The sequence below is a fragment of the Mycobacterium sp. URHB0021 genome, from assembly GCF_054057895.1.
Genome location: NZ_JBSRZT010000002.1, coordinates 6965212 through 6982624, shown reverse-complemented (window position 1 = coordinate 6982624; position 17413 = coordinate 6965212). Strand labels below are relative to the sequence as shown.

Sequence of the window (17413 nt, the reverse complement as noted above, 5' to 3'; positions counted from 1 at the left end):
GCCCAATTGAGCGCCAGTGCGCCGGAATAACAAGGAGTAATCGTGGTATCGAAGACCCTGCACATGGCCAACGCCTTCGACGGGTCCGAGTTCGATCGCCTCGACCCTGAGGCGCAAGCGCTGATCCGCCGACGCGAGGCCGTCCTGGCGCCCAGCTACCGGCTGTTCTACCGGCACCCCGTGGTCGCGGTGCGTGGGTCCGGTGTGTGGTTGTACGACGCCGACGGCAATCAGTACCTCGATGCCTACAACAACGTCCCGGCCGTCGGCCACAGCCACCCCCACGTGCAGCGCCTGGTCAATGATCAGCTCGGCCTCCTCAACACCCACACTCGGTATCTCACCGAGCCGGTGATCACGTACTCGGAACGTCTTCTCGACCTCTTCCCGCCCGAGCTGACGAAGGTCGTCTACACGTGCACGGGCAGTGAGGCGGTTGACCTCGCCCTGCGGATCGCCCGGTACGAGAGCGGCGCTGAGGGGGTCATCTGCACATCCCACGCATACCACGGCACCACGGCTGCCGCGGCGGCGATCTCGCCGAGCCTGGGACCCAACAACCGGATCGGTTCCGATGTGGCACTCGTCGCTGCCCCCGATACGCAGCGCGACGACTCGGCCACCATGGCGGAGGACTTCGCAGACCGAGTCCGCCGGGCGATCTCCGACCTGCGCGACCGCGGTGTCGGATTCGCCGGAATGATCGTGGACTCCATCCTGTCCAGTGACGGAGTGCATTCTGATCCGGCGGGATTTCTCGCGCCGGCCGCACGCGCGGTCCGCGAAGCCGGCGGGCTGTGGATCGCCGACGAAGTCCAGCCGGGGTTCGGCCGGCTCGGATCCACGTGGTGGGGGTTCCAGCGACACGAGTTCGTGCCGGACCTGGCCGTCATGGGAAAACCAATGGGCAACGGGGTGCCGATCGGCGCCGTGGCCGGTCGCGAGGAGGTGATGGCAGCTTTCGGTCGAGATATTCGCTACTTCAACACCTTCGGTGGCAATCCGGTCAGCATCGCCGCAGCCACCGCGGTCCTCGACGTCATCGAATCCGAGCGGCTGCTCGAGAGTGTGAGCAGGACCGGGCAGACTCTGATCGAGGGTTTCAACGAGCTGGCAACCCGGCATGGCTGCATAGGCGGCGTCCGCGGATCCGGGCTCTTCACCGCGGTCGAGTTCGTCAATGAGGAGGACCGGAAAACACCCGACGCTGCACGAGCATCATTGGTCGTCAATGAACTACGCGATCGCAGAATCCTGATCAGTGCCTCCGGGCCGCATGAGAACGTGCTCAAGATCCGTCCGCCGCTGCCGTTCACCACCGACCATGCGACACAGCTGCTCGGTGAGCTCGACGATGTGCTCGCAGGCCCAGCTCGGTGATTCGCAATCGGGAGGCGCGAACCCGTCCGGTCCTGTGCTCACGCCTTGGCGAAACCCAGCTCGCCGGGGTCTGGAAGACCGCGCTGGGTGCAGGACTGCACGTGCATTTCCAGGATCTGATCGATCGGCACCGGGCTCCGGGTGGTGGCGGCCATGGCCCGCTGTGCCTCTTCCGCCCAGAGGAACGGAAATACCGCGAATCCCTGCCGCAGGCCCATTCGGCCGCCTCCGCGCGCCGAGTCGGCCACAGCACGTCGTAGTTACCCCGGTCGAGTGCCCATGACGTACTCAGCACCTACCCCGGCAGCAGCATCGCTGCCGCCAACGCCTACCTCGTGAGCCGGCCCGCGCCCCAATGAGCAGCAGTCAGGTTGCGTTTCTGGCCCCGGTGCCGGCGGCAGACCCCTCAGCTCCGCCAGCGTGGCCACCACGAGGCTTCGGTGTGACCCCGTCGGCCGGATCGCGGTGATGGGTGGCGCGCGGTGAATCCCCGTTGCGCGGATGATGGCCGCCGCCAACACTTGTCGCGTCGCTCGTCGGATCGTCGTGTTGGTGGTCGCCCTTCTTCGTTCCGCCGCGTCCGTGCTTGGGGACGTCGCCGGACTCGTCGTCCTTACGGCCCGGCGCGGTGGCGCCGGGTCCGTCGGTGTTCTTCGAATCGTCGGATGTCGCGGACTGATCCGACGACCCCGGCTTGTCCGCCGCCGGGTGCTCGTCCGGGTTGTTCGGCTGCCCGTCTTCGGTCGCCTTGGTCGCCTCGTCGGCGCCCACCCCTTGATCGGCAGCCGGTTCCTCAGCACTGGACTTCTCGGCTTCCGGATTCTCTTTCGCCGTCGTCTCGTCCTGTATCGACTGCGCAGCCAGCCCGCTCGCCTCGGCCACTTCCTGCTGCCTTTCGACGGGAAGCGCAAGCGCCGCGAGCGTGGTACTGCCGGGGTTGGCCAGGCCGTTGAAGAACGCGGTGACCGCCTTGACGACCGCCTCCTCGACGCCCTGGACAGTCTTGGCGATCTGGTTGACGAACTGGGTGACCGCCTCGGTAATCGCTTGGGCGAGAGCCTGAACGGGGTCGAGGATGGCACCGGCGTTGGCCGGATTACCCCAGGGCGAGGGGGGTGCTATGCCAGCGTTGCGCGCGTCGATGAGCTGCTTGAGCATGATCGCGGCCAGCTTGGGAACCCAGTCCGCGCCGTACTTGAAGATGCCGAGCGAACCGTTCTCGTCGGAGTTGTCCAACCGATCCTGAAGGGTGTAGATGAACGCCGGCCCCAGCCAGTCCGTCCCCAGGTACGCGTACGCCGGATTCTGGTCGAGTGTGGCCCAGCCGTCGAGGAAGTTCTTGATCCAATCCGACTGCATCTGTTCCCGCATCTGCTCGGTACCGCTCAACAGCGCGGTGCCGAGGCCGTATTCGGTCGCCCAGATCTTGGTCAGCGCGTCTCCGTTGGCGATCATCATCTGCCGCAGATCGATCAGCTGCTGCAGCGGCGTGTTCTGACAGAAATTTGCGCAGTTGCCGTCGGTGAACTGCTGCTGATAGCTGTACGGATGGAAGGACAGCGCGTCGAAGAAGCCCTTGGCGCCGTTGGCGTACATGGTCGCGAGAAAATCCCGGGGATCCACCGTCACGTTGCCGAAGTTGATCACCGACGTGAAAACGCCGGCGACCACCAGCGCGGCGGGGTCGGCCGCCTTGATCGCGGTGTAGGCCTTCTTCAACAGTTCGGTGTAGGCCACCGGGTCCGGAGCCGGCAGCCATGATTGATACAGGTTCGGTTCGTTCCAGACCTCATAGGCCGAAATCGCACCAGGGAAAAGGGTATTGAGCCGGGTCACGGCTTCGGATGCAAACGCCGCGAACTTGTCCGGGTCGGGCGCGACGCCGTAGCAGCCGATACAGCCCTGGCCGTCCTGGCCGCCCCAGTACGGCGTCGAGTTCAGCACCCCCAGCACGGCCATGTTGCGCTGCTGGGCCTGGCTGACGATCAGATCGATGCGTTTCCAGTCCGGCGGGAAGAAGACCTCCTCCGGGCTACCGGGCGCCGCCGGCTCGATCGCGCCCCACGGAACCAGCACCCTCACGGTGTTGACCCCCAAATCCTGCATCTGCTGGAGGCGCTCGATGACCTGCTCGTCGGTCAAGTTCGGGTCGTACAGATCCGAGTCGGAGATGCCGATGGTCTGATCGGAGTCGTTGATCGCTGCGGTGTTGACGATCCCCACGCTTGCTGCGTTCACCGTCCGCGGCAACGGCGAAGTCGGCACAAGCAAATTCGACACGTAGGCGCACACTATGGCGATCGGCGCGACAACAATCATCGTTGTGATCGCATAGCGTCGCCAACGACGGCACACTGAGCGCCTCATAGCCACTCCTGATTGAGAAACGATGCCAAAGGCATCGAGGATTTGCGTCGACAAAAGTTATCCCACGGCAGTTAACGGAGCGTAGTTAATTCGAAAACGCTCTGATTGGTGACGACTGAGTGCAGCGCTGGATCACACTGTGTGCGTGGTGTTCTCAGCACCCTCCCAGCTGATGCCCAGCCAGACAATGTCAGCAAAAGCGCACGGATTGTCTCTGATTCCGTCCGGCATCCGCTGTTTCGAATTGAAATTGCACTGAATTTGGCCAACGGGCCGATCCCCACACTGTGCGCCACCACCACTGCGGGCTACCTGGCGGCCGATTTCTGCGCACCGAGTTTCCTGGTGGAGTAGCCCTTTGCGCACCCGACGTGCTCCGGCAAAATGTGGTCACGAACCGTCCTCGGGTGATTCAAATCACTCCAGCTATGCGCCGCGCGACGTGCCCATATCGTTCGACGCGGTCGGGGGCCGACAGGGCGTTGTACAGCACGATCCGCGTCGCGACTCCCTGGTATCTCTCGATCAGCGCGTCGGCCAGGCCGTCCCACGTGGACTCGGTGGCGAAGGCCGCGATGTGGTCGTCGGTGATCTGGGCCGCCATTCCGGTGAAGTCACCGGCTTTCTGCTTTTCCCGGATCCGGGCGGTCGTCCCCTCGAAGCCGGCCTCGTCCCAGATGAACGCGTAGTTCGGCGTGCTTCCGTAGAAACTCATGCTGGCCCGCGCTAGCTCGCGCTCGTGCTCGCGTTCCTCGTCGCTGTCGCCGACGATCGTCATGACCGGAACGACCACGGCGATCTCATCGGGCGACCGTCCCGACTTCCGCACTCCCACAGCTAGATTCGGTACCACATGACGCGCGATGTAGCCGGGTTCACCGAGCGGATGCACGTGTACGCCGTCGGCGACCTCGCCCGCCATCCGCAGCATCCACGGATTCACCGCCGCCACGTCCACTTTGGGATCGGGCGCGTCGATCGGTCCCGCGCTCCACTGCGGGGTGATGAAGTCGAGGTCGTAGAACTCGCCGTGATGGTTCAGCGTCCCGGTGCGGAACGCGGCGAAACACGCTTTCACCGCGCGCACGTAGTCGCGCAACCGCGGGCCCGGATGCTCGAACGGCATACCGTAGCGCCGCACGACATGGGTGCGCACCTGCGTGCCGAGACCGAGCCGGAACTTCCCGCCACTGGCCTCCTGGAGTTCCCATGCCGTCGCCGCGGTGACGAAGGGGCTGCGCGGAAAGGCCACCGCCACGCCGGTCGACAGGTCAAGGCCCGGCGCGGCCTGCGATGCGACCGCGACGTTGAGATACGCGGTGCGCCCGGTTTCGGTGAAGAGCAGACCCGAGAACCCCGAGTCTTCCACTCGCCGGGCCAGATCGCCGATCTTGTTCAGCTGCCGGGGAACCGTCATCGCGTCGACATACACGGGAGAACGGTACTCCTGAGTCCGGTTGTGGCGGCCGATCATTCGCGGCGGACAACATTATCGAACCTTCAGGTCGTCACCGAAGAACATTCAAAAGCGATGACGAGACTAAACCCGTCAGGCCAAGAAATGGCCAGGAGTGCGGGCAGTACGGCGTCCGCGAGACGAAGGGCTTGGTGATGAAGAGACTCACTCTGGCGGCGGGTGCCGTCGGCGCGCTGGCGGCGACGGTGCTGGGCTCCTCGGGTACAGCTGCGGCGGCTCCTTCGGGGTTCGCCAACTTCGGCAACGCCCAGGACACCGTCAACACGTTGACGGCGGCGGGTTACAACGTGCAAATCAACGGGGGCACCGCATTTCCGTTGTCGAGTTGCAAGGTCATTCAAGTCAAGGGGCTGAACAACTCGAACATCGACTCCAACGGAAAGCGGATCGACCCGACCAAGTTCGACACGGTGAGCGTCGACGTCTCGTGCAGGGGAGGCTAGTGCGTCCCGTCGGGAGGCCGATCGCAGCACGGGAGCGACGATTTTGCTCCTCGGCATCGGCCTCGCGGCGTAACGTTTGCCCGGCACACGGCCTCGACATCGGAGTCGAAGGGAATAACGATGAAGGTCAGGAAATTAGCGGCAGTCATCCTTGCCGCCGCGGTGATGATCGCCCTTGCTGCCAGTTCGGTGTTCACGGCGTCGGCGGCCAACAACATCCGGGCGTTCGGTCAGCAGGACACACTGAACGACTACGTCACCGGCGCCCCGATGATCGGGTACACGGTGGACGGCCTCATGCCGAGCTCCGACGCCGTGCCCCATAACGGCAGGTTGTACGAAGCGACCGTGACCGTCGATGCGCTGGGAGGTTGGGCCGCTCCGTTGGTCCCCCTGTTCAACGCCCGCGCCGAGAACGGGCAGACCTACCGCGTCATCGCGGATGCTCCCGGAGGGCTCAGCGGCGCCGCGGTTCCGCCGGGGGTCTCGACGACCGGCAAGCTTTATTTCGACGTCGTCGGCGACGATCCGAACAGCGTCGTCTACAACGACGGCGTCCACGACCTCCTCGCCTGGGTTCCATAGACCGGCCGCCCTTTCGGACTCAGCCGTCAAGCACGCCGACCTCGAACGACGAGAAGGCCCTGATGGCTCGTTCGGCTACGCCGTTTGCGAGGCTGGACCCGAGGAGCCTGCTGGATGACTTTGCCGATCGTGTCTGCCGTGCTCTTCTCGGCGTTGCTGCATGCGATCTGGAATTCGTTGGCGCACGCCGTCGGCGACCGCCTGGTGGGCTTTGCGCTCATCGGCGTCGCCGACGCCGCGGGCGGGGCGGTGATGGTGGCGTTCGCTTGTCTGCCACCCGCCGGCGCCTGGCCCTTCATCGTCACTTCCGCGGCGCTGCACGTGGCCTACAACCTGCTGCTGTTGGCCAGCTATCAGCTCGGCGAGTTCAGCCAGATGTATCCGCTGGCCCGAGGCACCTCGCCGTGGGTGGTCGCGTTGGTCTCGGTGACCGTGCTCGGCCGCCACCTGCCGATCGTCGAACTGGCCGGTGTGCTGGCGGTGTCCGGAGGTCTCATCGCCCTGGTCCTCATCGGCGGCCGTCCGCACCGTAAGGATCTGCCGGCACTGTCCGCGGCCACGCTCACCGGCTTGATGATCGCGGCCTACACGGTGACCGACGGACTCGGCGTCATGCACGCGCCGCTGTTCGCCTACACCGGGTGGATGTTCCTGCTGCAGGGCCCGCCTATCGCGATCATCGCGATGGCCCGGCGCGGACGCCGGCTGCCGAGTGCGGTACGTGCAGCGGCCATACCGGGACTCAGCGGCGGCGTCATCTCGCTGGCCGCGTACACCATCGTGCTGTGGGCGCAGACCAGTGGCGCGCTTGCACCCATCGCGGCGCTGCGCGAAACCAGCATCGTGTTCGGGGCGTTGATCGGCGCGCTGTTCCTCGGTGAGCGGCTCGGTGCTCGCCGCGCGATCGCCGCGGGTGTGGTGCTGGCCGGGGTATTGTTGATCAGCCTGGCGTGAACGCGATTATGCTGTCGGACACCGGCTTCCGGTGCTATGGGCGCAGATCAGTACGTCGGGACGCCTGCGGCCGGCGACGGCAGCACTTGCGAGGATCGCAGTGATCTTCATGGTCGACAAACTTCAATCAGATACATCGCTCTTGCCGCTCAGCGAGGCCACCACGGTCCCGAGAGTGGTGACGACTCCGCGAGGTCGAACAGGACAAGCTCAAAGACAACGAGAACAACGCCGCGATCGCGGCCACGAGGCCGAATGTCGCGTGGCTGAACATGAACGCCACGACACAGACGGCGGCGAAGGCGGCGGTCAAAGAGCTGAGGACCACACCGGTCGCGGTGGGGGTATCAGTCACACCTAACGCATACCACTTCGACGGGTGAGACAAACGTGGCGGAAGTGGCGGCTATGCCCCGGGCTCTTGACCTGCGGCTGCGACGGTCCTGAGTCTGTTTCGGCGCAGGCGCTAATCGGTGGCTTGCGATCCGGTGGCGATCACCGCGCGATTGCGGTCCGCGATGATCCCGAAGTTCATCTTCTCCAACCGCCGGTCGTAGCTCATGAACCCGTTGACCTCGTCCTCGACGTCGGTGGTCTGGGTGTAGATGGCGCCCGACAGCCCGCCGTCCCGCACCGCCTTCTCCAGATCCCGGCTGACCTCGACGTAGCGCTGGGTCAGCCGCGCCTGGCTGTCGGTCATCTCGTAGGCCTGCGGCTTTCCCGGCCACCGATTCTGATCGAGCACCAGCCCGAGACCGCCGTACTCACCGTCCACCCGGACCCGTCGGTCGACCGGACGCGGGTCGGCAGCCTTGGACCGGTCGTCGCGGTCATCGGGCACCACCGGCCGGCCGGGACCGACATAGGTGTGGTCGTCGAAGATGTCGCCGGCCATGCTGTCGGGCCGGGACTTGCAGCAGTTCACCCCGCTGTTGGCGTCCACCATCCGCGTCGGATCCTCGGCCTTCACAGCGTTTGCGACCCGGGCGGTGTCGAACTCGCCCCAGCCCTCGTTGAACACCACCCACCCGATGATCGAGGTGACGCTGCGCAACTGGTCCACCATCGCCGCCAGCTCGTGCTCGAAGTTCGCCTTGGCCGCAGGCGGCGGATCGGGGGCGGGGCCGACCGGAACCTTCAGCGACACATCCAGCGACGGCATGTCCTGCCACACCATCAGCCCGATCTTGTCCGCCCAGTAATACCAGCGCGCCGGCTCCACCTTGGCATGCTTGCGGACGAAGTTCATTCCCATCGCCTTGGTTCGCTCGAGGTCGAACTTCAGCGCATCGTCGGTGGGCGCGGTGTAGATCCCGTCCGGCCAGAAGCCTTGGTCCAGCGGGCCGTGCAGGAAGGTGATCTTGCCGTTCAGCGCGATCCGCGGTCTGCCCTTGCCGTCGTTGACGACGCCGATCGTGCGCAACCCGGCATAACTGGAAACCTCGTCGACCACCTTGCCGACGGGGCTCAGCAATCGCACCTTGAGGTCGTAGAGGTACGGGTCGTCCGGGCTCCACAGGTGCGGGTTCGACACCGGGACACGCAGCGGCGTACCCGCGATGCCGACCGAGTGCGCCACCTCCTCGCCGTCCGGTGTCGAGACGACCACCTCGGCGCGCTGCTTGCGCGCCCCGGAGACCCTTGACGTGATGGTGAACCCGGTCAGGTTCGAGGCGATGTCGAGCTTGTCGATGTGCGCAGCGCGCACCGGCTCGATCCACACCGTCTGCCAGATGCCCGACGCTCCCGTGTAGAACAGGCCCTCCGGCCCGTTACGCTGCTTGCCGACCGGGAACGGGTTGGCCTCGTTGCGGTCTTCGACCCCGACCGTGATCTGCTGCTGCGATTCGGACCGCAGCGCATCGGTGATGTCCGCGCTGAATTCGGTATATCCGCCTTCGTGATGGGCCACCTGTTTGCCGTTCACCCACACGGTGGCGATCTGGTCGACCGCGCCGAAGTGCAGCAGGACGTGCCGACCACGCCAGCTCGTCGGCAGCTCGAAAACCTTGTGGTACCACATCTGATCGTCGTGGCGCTGTATCCCGGACAGCGCCGCCTCCGTCGGGTAGGGGACCAGAATCCGCTCGTGGTACTCCTTCGCCGGGGGAGGTGCCGGCAGGGCGGCCGCCTGCGGTCGGCCGGCGTAATCCCACACACCGTTGAGGTTCATCCACGGTGCCCGGGCCATCTGCGGGCGTGGGTACTCGGGCAGCGCGTTGTTCGGTCCCACCAGCTGAGTCCACGGTGTCGACAGGGGCGGATTCTGCCGGTGCCATTCCACGAGCGCGTTGGCCGGCGCGTTCACCATTGCGATGCTAATCAGGACACCCAACGCCGCCGCGGCGAACCGGCGGGGCCACACGGTTTTCAACAAGACGCAACACCGGTGACGGTGTCGTCCCGCTCCGGTCGCTGGTGATCGGACGGTACGGGGCCAGCAGGCATGGATATCCCCCACATTGAAGATTCGATCGGGTCGATGCGGCGGCGCTATCCCGAAGGACCCCCGTGAACGGCCAGCATCGCAGCAGCAAACCTACCGGCAAGCCGTTGAAAAAGAAAGCACATGTCGAGCGGCGCGTCGCGGCGCGCCGCACCGAGACGCTGTGTATCTCATCACCCTGAGCAGGGCACTGTGTCCAAGAAGACCGCGGTGAACTCGTTAAGTGACGTACTGCAAGGCACTCTCAAGTACGGAATGAGACTTTTCATGATCGATCTTGTTCGTCGGTCATTCGGCCGACAGGGACTGCATCACGCCCTCAGCACGGCGTATCGCAACCCCGATGATGCGGCCGCAGCCGTGACCTGCTTTCCCGGCGAGCAAACGACCGCTGCCCGAGCGGACTCAGACTTCGTGGATCATCACGCGGGCGCGATACTCGAGACGTTGTCACGGTGTGCCAGCATCAACGGAGATGATGCCGACCGATAACCATGTGCACACGCGGTGGTCCTGGGACACCGCTACCTCGTCGTCGATGCAGCTTGCCTGCGCCCGCGCCGTCCAGGTCGGCATTCCCGGGCTGGCGTTCACCGAGCACGTCGACTTCACCGACTGGAGCGTCCACGACTCGGACGAACTCGCCGGGACGGCGATCGCACCACCGGCACGCATCAGTCCGCGGCCACGCGTGAAGCCGTTCGACGTCGAGGGCTACTCCGCCGACCTGGCGCGGTGCCGCGAGCAGTTTCCCGAGCTGCGTATCCTTTCTGGCATCGAAGCCGGCGAACCCCACCTGTTCCCTGCCAGCGTGGCCGCCGTACTGGCGGCGGGGAACTTCGAGCGCGTGCTCGGCAGCCTGCACGGAATCGTGGACCACGGCACGCTCACCGGGATCAGTCACGCGCTGTTCGACCGCCTCGGCGCACACCAGCTGATGCGACGCTACTTCACCGATCTCGTTGCTCTGGTGGACAGTTCGTCAGTGTTCAATGTGCTGGCGCACTGCGATTATGCACGCCGGTACTGGCCGACCGCGCGGGCGGGCGCCTACGCCGAAGCCGACTTCGAGGAGGAGTACCGGACGGTATTTCGCGCCCTGGCGTCGTCGGGGCGCGCGTTGGAGATCAACACGCGTAGCCCGCTGGCGTCGGCGGACCTGATGCGCTGGTGGTGGCAGGAAGGTGGCGACGCGGTGTCGTTCGGCAGCGACGCTCATCAACCGTTCCGGGTCGGCGAGCACTTCGACCGCGCTGTGGACGTCGTCGAGGCGGCCGGGTTCCGGCCCGGGCGGGACCGCTACGACTTCTGGCGGCGCTGACAGATGCGGACATGCTGATTCTCTTTGGAGGACCTTGAAGTTCGTTGTGCGTTTCGCCGCTGCTGGACCGTTTCATCACCGAGCGCGTTGTCACTCGTGATCCGGGTTGAACGAGCAGCCTCTCGGCGGGAAGCGAAATGGTATGAAACGAATGTTCGCGGGTGTCCTGGCGGTGGGAGCGGTCGGTTGCGCCGCCGGGCTGGGAGAAGGTGTCTCGGCAGCCGACGACGCCTACGGTGCCGCCGCCAGGTCGTCGGTAGGCAGATCATCGACCGCCCGAGTCGTCTACGCGGTGGGAGGGGCGCGGGCGCCGGACATCCCGTGGTACGACTACACCGAACGGGCCGGCACCGCGTACTATCCCGGCGCCAAACGGACGATCGTCGACTACCCGGCCGCGGCGGCGTTCAACTGGCTGCCCGATATGTACCTGCCCGCGGGTGGCCGGGAGAGCGGGAGCATCGGCCAGGCGGTCGATGTCGCGGCGAAGCACCTGGACGCAGACATCCGCGGCGGCGCCGGCCCGGCGGGCGCCGTCGGCTTGTCCGAAGGCGCGCTGGGACTCGACCTGGAACAGATGCGGCTGGCCGGCGACCCGAGCGCCCCGCCGCCCGACAAGGTGTCGTTCACCGAATTCGGCGACCCCACCGGCCGCAACGCGTTCGGCGCCAGCATGCTGGCACACATCTTCGGACCCGGTTCCTACATTCCGGTGATCGACTACACCATGCCCAAAGCCGTGGACAGCCAATACGACAACAACAAGGTCGTCACCGCATACGACGGGCTCTCCGACTTCCCGGACCGCCCCGACAACCTGGTGTCACTCGCCAACGCCGCCGCGGGCGCTGCCCTCGTGCACACCCCGACCGCGTTCACGAGCCCCGGTGACGTCCCGTCGACGAACATCCGGGCCACCGGCAACGCCAAGGGCGGGACCACGACGACATATCTCATCCCCGTCGACCATCTCCCTCTGACGCTTCCCCTGCGGTATCTCGGCGTGCCCCCGGGATTCGTCGACCAAATCGACAGTGTCCTGCAACCGATGGCCGACGCCGGATACGCGCGCAACGACAACCCGGCCACCAAACCGGTATCTGTCGATCCTGTTCACGGCATGGATCCGATCGCCCTGCTGGACCCGGCCAGCCGCGACAGCATCAACAAGACCTTCGGGACGATTCGCGGCATGATTCCGTCGATCGGCTGAGGCTCGCACCACGGTCGGTGGCGGCGTAAGGTTCGACCGTGACGATTCGATTTTGCTCGAATACTGAGCGCCACAAGACATTCAGGTGGTGGCTCGGGTACAGGAGCTGCATCGTCGTCCTGGCCTCGGCGGCGCTGGCCACCGGTCTGTCGACGGCTCCGGGGCGGTACGGCGTGCGGTTGGCCGCGCTGATCACGCCGGCCAATTCCACCGCGCAGATATTCGCCGGCGCCAGTTACTACGAGCAGGACTGGTCGCCCTTCGGCCAGCAGCAGGTCGTGCCGTTCTTCTTCGGCCCGCAGGGCATCGTCACGGCGATCGACAACAACAGCGCCGACCCCACCGGTACGGTCGTGCTGTCGTCGGGGTGGGGCGCCGGCCAGACGAGCACCGCGCTCGGCGCTATGCAGGCCAACCACGACCCCTCGATCGACAGCGTGCGCCTCGCGATACTCGACAATGACACCAACCGCGCCGGTGGCGGGTTCTGGACCACCTACTGGATGTTCGCGCCGCTGCTGTCGACATCGGCGGCGCCGACACCGAGCGACACGCCGGTGCCCGTGGTCGACACCGCCTACGCATACAACGTCAACTCCGACGCACCGACGTACCCGATCAATGTGCTCGCCGACATCAACAGTCTGGCCGCGTACGTCGAGGACTATGGAGCGCAGGCGACCGCCCCCATGCCCGCCGCGGTATTGCAGTCGGTGACGCCCGGCGCCCAGCATTACCACTACATCGTCGCTGCCGACGGCACCGTGACCAAGCAGGTCGCGGTTTCCGGCAACATCACCTACGTCACGTTCGAGTCTGCCGGCCTGCCGTTGCTCAAGCCGCTTCGGCTGCTGCCCGGCGGTAGCATCCTCGCCGATGCCCTCGAACCCGCTCTGACCGTGCTCGTCGACTGGGGTTACCAGGACAACAATCCGATCCCTGACGATCCCACGGTGACACGACCCGTCGGCCTTTTGCCGTCGCTGTCACAGGACGTGGCAGCCGTCCAGCAACTGGGCACTGCCATCGGCCAGGGCATGGCGGCCCTGCAACGGGACCTGACGCCGTCGACCACATCGGTGAAAATGAGTTCGGCGCAACGGGTTCGGTCTCGCGAGAGTGCAGCCCGCGACGCTGCTGTTGCCGACCACACGATCGCCCGGGAACGGCGGCCCCACTGGCATCGAGCCGAGGACCACCATTCGTCGGCGCAGGCTCCGCATCGCGCGACCGGTGTCCGGCATGACCACGGGTCATCCGGGTCGGCATCGCCGGCGTCGCACTCTGCCCGTCACCACAAAAGCGGTGGCCATTCGCGGTGAGTTCCGGTCACCCGCACCCTGAAGAAGATCGACGACGACGCGATCGATCCGACGCTGCGTGAGGGGTTGCTGAACGCGTTCCGCGACTGGAAGTAGCGCAGTGCTATCCGGCGCGAAGGTGCCGTGGCGGGCGTGGAGCGTCCGAATACTGTTGGCGCCGAACGTCAGACAGCGGCGAGTGCACCATGTAGCCGACTCCGCGGACCGTGTCGATGAGATGCTCGTATTCGCGTCCCAGTTTGGCGCGAAGCCGCTGCACGTGGACGTTGATGGTGCGGAGGCTGTCACCGCAATCGTCATCCCAGACTTCGTGCAACAGCTCTTGGCGCGTGAACGCCTTGCCCGGATGACTGGCCAGGCAGCTGATCAGCCGAAACTCGGTGGGCGTCAGATTCAGCGAACGGTCCGCCAGCCGGGCGCCGTGGCCGACCTGATCCAACACGAGATCGCCCACGATGATCTCACTGTCGCCCCCCTCACCTGGGCTTCGTCGGTTGATCGCCAGTCGCATGCGCATGTCCAACTCGCCCGGGCTGAAGCCGGACACCGCGACTTCGTCGATGAGCCAATGCTCGTTGACCGCCACCAGACCGGACTGCGCGACCAGCAACAGAATGGGCAGTGATGGCGCCGCCGCCCGCAACAATGCACACAGGTTCCGCGCCGCGACAAGGTCGGTACGGCCGTCGACGACGCCGATATCGGGGCGCCGCAAGTCGGCTTTCGCCACGGCGCCGTCTCGCATGGACACGGTGTCGACCGCGTCGGCCAGCAGTGTCACGCCTGCAAGCTCACCGTCCAATTCAGGGTCATCGGTGACGATCAAGACGTTCATGGGGTTTTCCCCTCCGGCGTGCGGCCCACGTCAGTCGGGCCGCACCCAAATGTTCAGTTGAGGCCACGGCGGCAACTTCGACCGGGGCGCATGCAGGGCTGCAAGTACTGGCCGAGTACCCGAATCGACGAAGATAAATGCAAAACGAAGAAACCTGTGCGTGCGCTGAGGGGCAGGTCAGCCTCGACGGCGGACTCAGCGCGGTGTGACAGACACCCGCTCTCTGGACGGCGCGGGCCGGACCCTGACCACCTGTGGCCACCAGAACCAGCGACCCATCAGCCCCGCGATCGACGGCGTCATGAAGGCCCGAATCACCAACGTGTCGAACAGCAGGCCCAAACCGATCGTCGTGCCGATCTGGGCGACCACCACCATGGCGCTGACCATCATGGACATCATGGTGAACGCGAACACCAGGCCGGCCGCGGTGACGACGGACCCACTGCCGCCCATGGCGCGGATGATTCCGGTGTTGATTCCCGCCGGTATCTCCTCCTTCATCCGTGCGACCAGTAGCAGGTTGTAGTCCGCGCCCACCGCCAACAGGATGATGACCGCCATCGCCATCACCATGAATTGCAGTTCGATGTGCAGAAGATGCTGCCAGATCAGAACCGACAACCCGAAGGAGGCGCCGAGCGACAGCACCACGGTGCCGACGATGACACCCGCCGCGACCACGCTGCGCGTGATGAGCAGCATGATGATGAAGATCAGCGTCAACGCGGCAACGCCGGCGATCAGCAGGTCGTACTTGTTGCCTTCCTCCATGTCCTTGAACGTCGATGCGGTGCCGCCGATGAAGACCCTCGATCCCTCCAGCGGAGTGCCCTTGATCGCATCGAACGCCGCGCCCCTGATGGCGTCGATGCGCTTGATGCCGTCGGCGGACAACGGGTCCTTTTCGTGGGAGATGATGAAGCGGACCGCGTGGCCGTCCGGGGAGATGAAATTATCCATGCCGCGCTTGAAATCTTCGTTGTCGAAGATCTCCGGCGGCAGATAGAACGTGTCGTCGTTGTGGGAGTCGTTGAACGCCTCACTCATCGCACTCTGATTCTGGTTCATCGCCTCCGTCTGGTCCTGCTGGCTCTGCTGGCTGGAGTGCATGCCCAGCATCATCGTGCGCATGTTCCGCATCGTCTCGATCGTGGGCCCCATCAACGTGACCATCTGGGGCATCAGGGCATCGAGACGATTCAGGTCCGGGAGCAGGCTCTGGAATTGGTCGGTCAGGGTGTCGACCCCGTCGAGCGTGTCGAACACCGATCGGATGGACCAACACACCGGGATGTCGTAGCAGTGCGGCTCCCAGTACAGGTAATTGCGGATCGGCCGGAAGAAGTCGTCGAAATCGGCGATGTGATCGCGTAACTCGGCGATGTCGACGGCCATGTCGTTGGTCTTGCCGACCATCTGGTGCGTCGTCGCGCTCAGCTGTTCCATCAGCACGATCATCCGGTCCATCGTGTTGATGGTCGTCTGCATCTCGCTGGCCTGCACCAGCATGTTGTCCATGGTCTGCTGCATGTACGAGCGGTTCATCTCCTGGAAGTTGCCGCTCAGGCCCAGCTGCGCCGGAATCGTGCTGAACTTGACGGGCTTACCGTCCGGGCGCGTGATCGACTGCACCCTGCCGATGCCGGGCACCTTGGTCACGGCCTTGGCGATCCGCTCGATCACCAGGAAGTCCGCCGAGTTGCGAAGATCGCGATCGGTTTCGACGAGAAGCATCTCGGGGTTCATCCGGGCCACCGGGAAATGTCGTTCGGCCGCGGCGAATCCCTCGTTGGCCGGCAGGTCGGCGGGCAGGTATTTCCGGTCGTTGTAGCTCGGCTGATAGCCCGGCAGGGTGACCAGCCCGACCAGGGCGATGATGACCGTGATGAGCATTATCCAGCCCGGCCACCGGACGACCGCGGCGCCCAACCGCCGCCAGAAGCGGATCCGCATCGCCCGCTTGGGCTCCAACAGCCCGAAACGGCTGGCGACCGTGATGATCGCGGGTCCCAACGTCAGCGCCGACAGGACGGCGACGACCATCCCGACCGCGAGCGGGATGCCCAGCGTCTGGAAGTAGGGCAATCGGGTGAAGGAGAGGCAGAAGGTCGCACCGGCGATCGTCATGCCCGAGGCCAGCACCACGTGGGCGGTGCCGTTGAACATGGTGTAGAAGGCCGTCTCGCGGTCTTCCCCGATCGTGCGGGCCTCCTGGTAGCGCCCGATCAGGAAGATCGCATAGTCCGTCGTGGCGGCGATGGCCAGGGTCACTAATAGCTGCGTCGCGAAGGTCGACAACCCGATCAGGTCGTGCCAACCGAGGAACGCCACCACCCCACGGGTCACCAAGAGGCCCAACACCAGCATCACCAACACGAGCAGGACGGTGACGATCGACCGGTAGAAGAACAGCAGCATCAGAACGATGACGCCGACCGTGGCCATTTCGATGATCTTGACGCTCTTGTCGCCGGCCATCTGCTGGTCAGCCTGCAGGGCCGGCCCCCCGGTGACGAACACCTCGACCCCGGGCGGCGGTGACAGTGCCTCGACGATGTCCTTCGCCGCGGCGACCGACTCATTGCCCAGCGCTTCGCCCATATTGCCTGCGAGGTTCACCTGGACGTAGGCGGCTTTGCCGTCCTCGCTCTGTGCTCCGGCTCGCGTCAGCGGGTCGCCCCAGAAGTCCTGAATGTGCTGAACGTGCTTTTTGTCGGCCCGGAGTTTGGCGATCATGTCGTCGTAGAAGTGGTGCGCGTCCGCGCCGAGGGGCTTGTCGCCCTCCAGCACGATCATCGCCGAGCTGTCCGAGTCGGATTCCTGGAAGTCCTTGCCGATGCGCATCATCGCGATCACGGATGGTGCGTCTTTGGGGGACATCGACACCGACCGGAGCTGTCCGACGACGTCGAGCTGCGGCGTGGTCACGTTCAACACCACGATGAGGCCCAGCCAGCCGAGGATGATCGGAATCGCCAGCCGGCGGATCCAGCTGGCCAGCCGGTTTCTCTTCGGCAGCTCGGCGGTGGTTGCGGGGTCGATCGTCGGGGCGCTCACCTGATCGTCA

13 protein-coding genes are annotated in these 17413 nt (G+C 65.3%); 7 read left to right on the top strand and 6 right to left on the bottom strand.

Features of this window, described 5'->3' with window-relative positions; all coding sequences use genetic code 11:
- The first annotated feature begins 57 nt into the window (after positions 1 to 57).
- Positions 58 to 1380 carry an aspartate aminotransferase family protein gene (locus ACVWWN_RS36380; protein ID WP_457149418.1) on the top strand — a complete coding sequence of 441 codons (1323 nt, stop codon included), beginning with the start codon at positions 58 to 60 and terminating at the stop codon, positions 1378 to 1380.
- A 38-nt stretch (positions 1381 to 1418) separates the two neighbouring features.
- Here the strand turns inward: ACVWWN_RS36380 and ACVWWN_RS36375 are convergent, their stop codons facing one another.
- From ACVWWN_RS36375 to ACVWWN_RS36365, 3 genes are all read right to left on the bottom strand, one after another.
- Positions 1419 to 1598, bottom strand: a complete 180-nt coding sequence (locus ACVWWN_RS36375) for a hypothetical protein (RefSeq protein ID WP_457148178.1) — start codon at positions 1596 to 1598, stop codon at positions 1419 to 1421.
- A 148-nt stretch (positions 1599 to 1746) separates the two neighbouring features.
- A complete protein-coding gene (locus ACVWWN_RS36370) occupies positions 1747 to 3660 on the bottom strand; it encodes a cellulase family glycosylhydrolase (RefSeq protein ID WP_457148177.1) in 1914 nt (637 codons plus the stop codon).
- A 499-nt stretch (positions 3661 to 4159) separates the two neighbouring features.
- Positions 4160 to 5179 carry a TIGR03617 family F420-dependent LLM class oxidoreductase gene (locus ACVWWN_RS36365; RefSeq protein ID WP_457148176.1) on the bottom strand — a complete coding sequence of 340 codons (1020 nt, stop codon included), beginning with the start codon at positions 5177 to 5179 and terminating at the stop codon, positions 4160 to 4162.
- 179 nt (positions 5180 to 5358) lie between these two features.
- Between ACVWWN_RS36365 and ACVWWN_RS36360 the strand changes: the two genes are divergently transcribed.
- From ACVWWN_RS36360 to ACVWWN_RS36350, 3 genes are all read left to right on the top strand, one after another.
- Positions 5359 to 5667: a hypothetical protein gene (locus tag ACVWWN_RS36360; protein ID WP_457148175.1), complete on the top strand. Its 309-nt coding sequence runs from the start codon at positions 5359 to 5361 to the stop codon at positions 5665 to 5667.
- A 120-nt stretch (positions 5668 to 5787) separates the two neighbouring features.
- Positions 5788 to 6252, top strand: a complete 465-nt coding sequence (locus tag ACVWWN_RS36355; RefSeq protein WP_457148174.1) for a DUF1942 domain-containing protein — start codon at positions 5788 to 5790, stop codon at positions 6250 to 6252.
- A gap of 114 nt (positions 6253 to 6366) precedes the next feature.
- Positions 6367 to 7206, top strand: a complete 840-nt coding sequence (locus tag ACVWWN_RS36350; RefSeq protein WP_457148173.1) for an EamA family transporter — start codon at positions 6367 to 6369, stop codon at positions 7204 to 7206.
- Between the two features lie 466 nt (positions 7207 to 7672).
- Here the strand turns inward: ACVWWN_RS36350 and ACVWWN_RS36345 are convergent, their stop codons facing one another.
- A complete protein-coding gene (locus ACVWWN_RS36345; protein WP_457148172.1) occupies positions 7673 to 9517 on the bottom strand; it encodes a glycoside hydrolase family 2 protein in 1845 nt (614 codons plus the stop codon).
- A 610-nt stretch (positions 9518 to 10127) separates the two neighbouring features.
- Between ACVWWN_RS36345 and ACVWWN_RS36340 the strand changes: the two genes are divergently transcribed.
- The 3 genes from ACVWWN_RS36340 to ACVWWN_RS36330 all read left to right on the top strand — a co-directional run bounded on the left by ACVWWN_RS36340 (position 10128) and on the right by ACVWWN_RS36330 (position 13508).
- Positions 10128 to 10973, top strand: a complete 846-nt coding sequence (locus tag ACVWWN_RS36340) for a PHP domain-containing protein (protein ID WP_457148171.1) — start codon at positions 10128 to 10130, stop codon at positions 10971 to 10973.
- 142 nt (positions 10974 to 11115) lie between these two features.
- Positions 11116 to 12186, top strand: coding sequence for a PE-PPE domain-containing protein (locus ACVWWN_RS36335; protein ID WP_457148170.1), 1071 nt, complete (start codon positions 11116 to 11118; stop codon positions 12184 to 12186).
- 38 nt (positions 12187 to 12224) lie between these two features.
- Complete coding sequence (locus ACVWWN_RS36330) at positions 12225 to 13508, top strand: PE-PPE domain-containing protein (RefSeq protein WP_457148169.1); 1284 nt, start codon at positions 12225 to 12227, stop codon at positions 13506 to 13508.
- 103 nt (positions 13509 to 13611) lie between these two features.
- Here ACVWWN_RS36330 and ACVWWN_RS36325 read toward each other — a convergent pair whose 3' ends face one another.
- Both ACVWWN_RS36325 and ACVWWN_RS36320 read right to left on the bottom strand, forming a co-directional pair.
- The gene (locus tag ACVWWN_RS36325; RefSeq protein ID WP_457148168.1) at positions 13612 to 14343 is read right to left on the bottom strand and encodes a winged helix-turn-helix transcriptional regulator; all 732 of its coding nucleotides are present in this window, start codon (positions 14341 to 14343) and stop codon (positions 13612 to 13614) included.
- A gap of 195 nt (positions 14344 to 14538) precedes the next feature.
- Positions 14539 to 17403, bottom strand: a complete 2865-nt coding sequence (locus ACVWWN_RS36320) for an MMPL/RND family transporter (RefSeq protein ID WP_457148167.1) — start codon at positions 17401 to 17403, stop codon at positions 14539 to 14541.
- Positions 17404 to 17413: the final 10 nt, after the last annotated feature.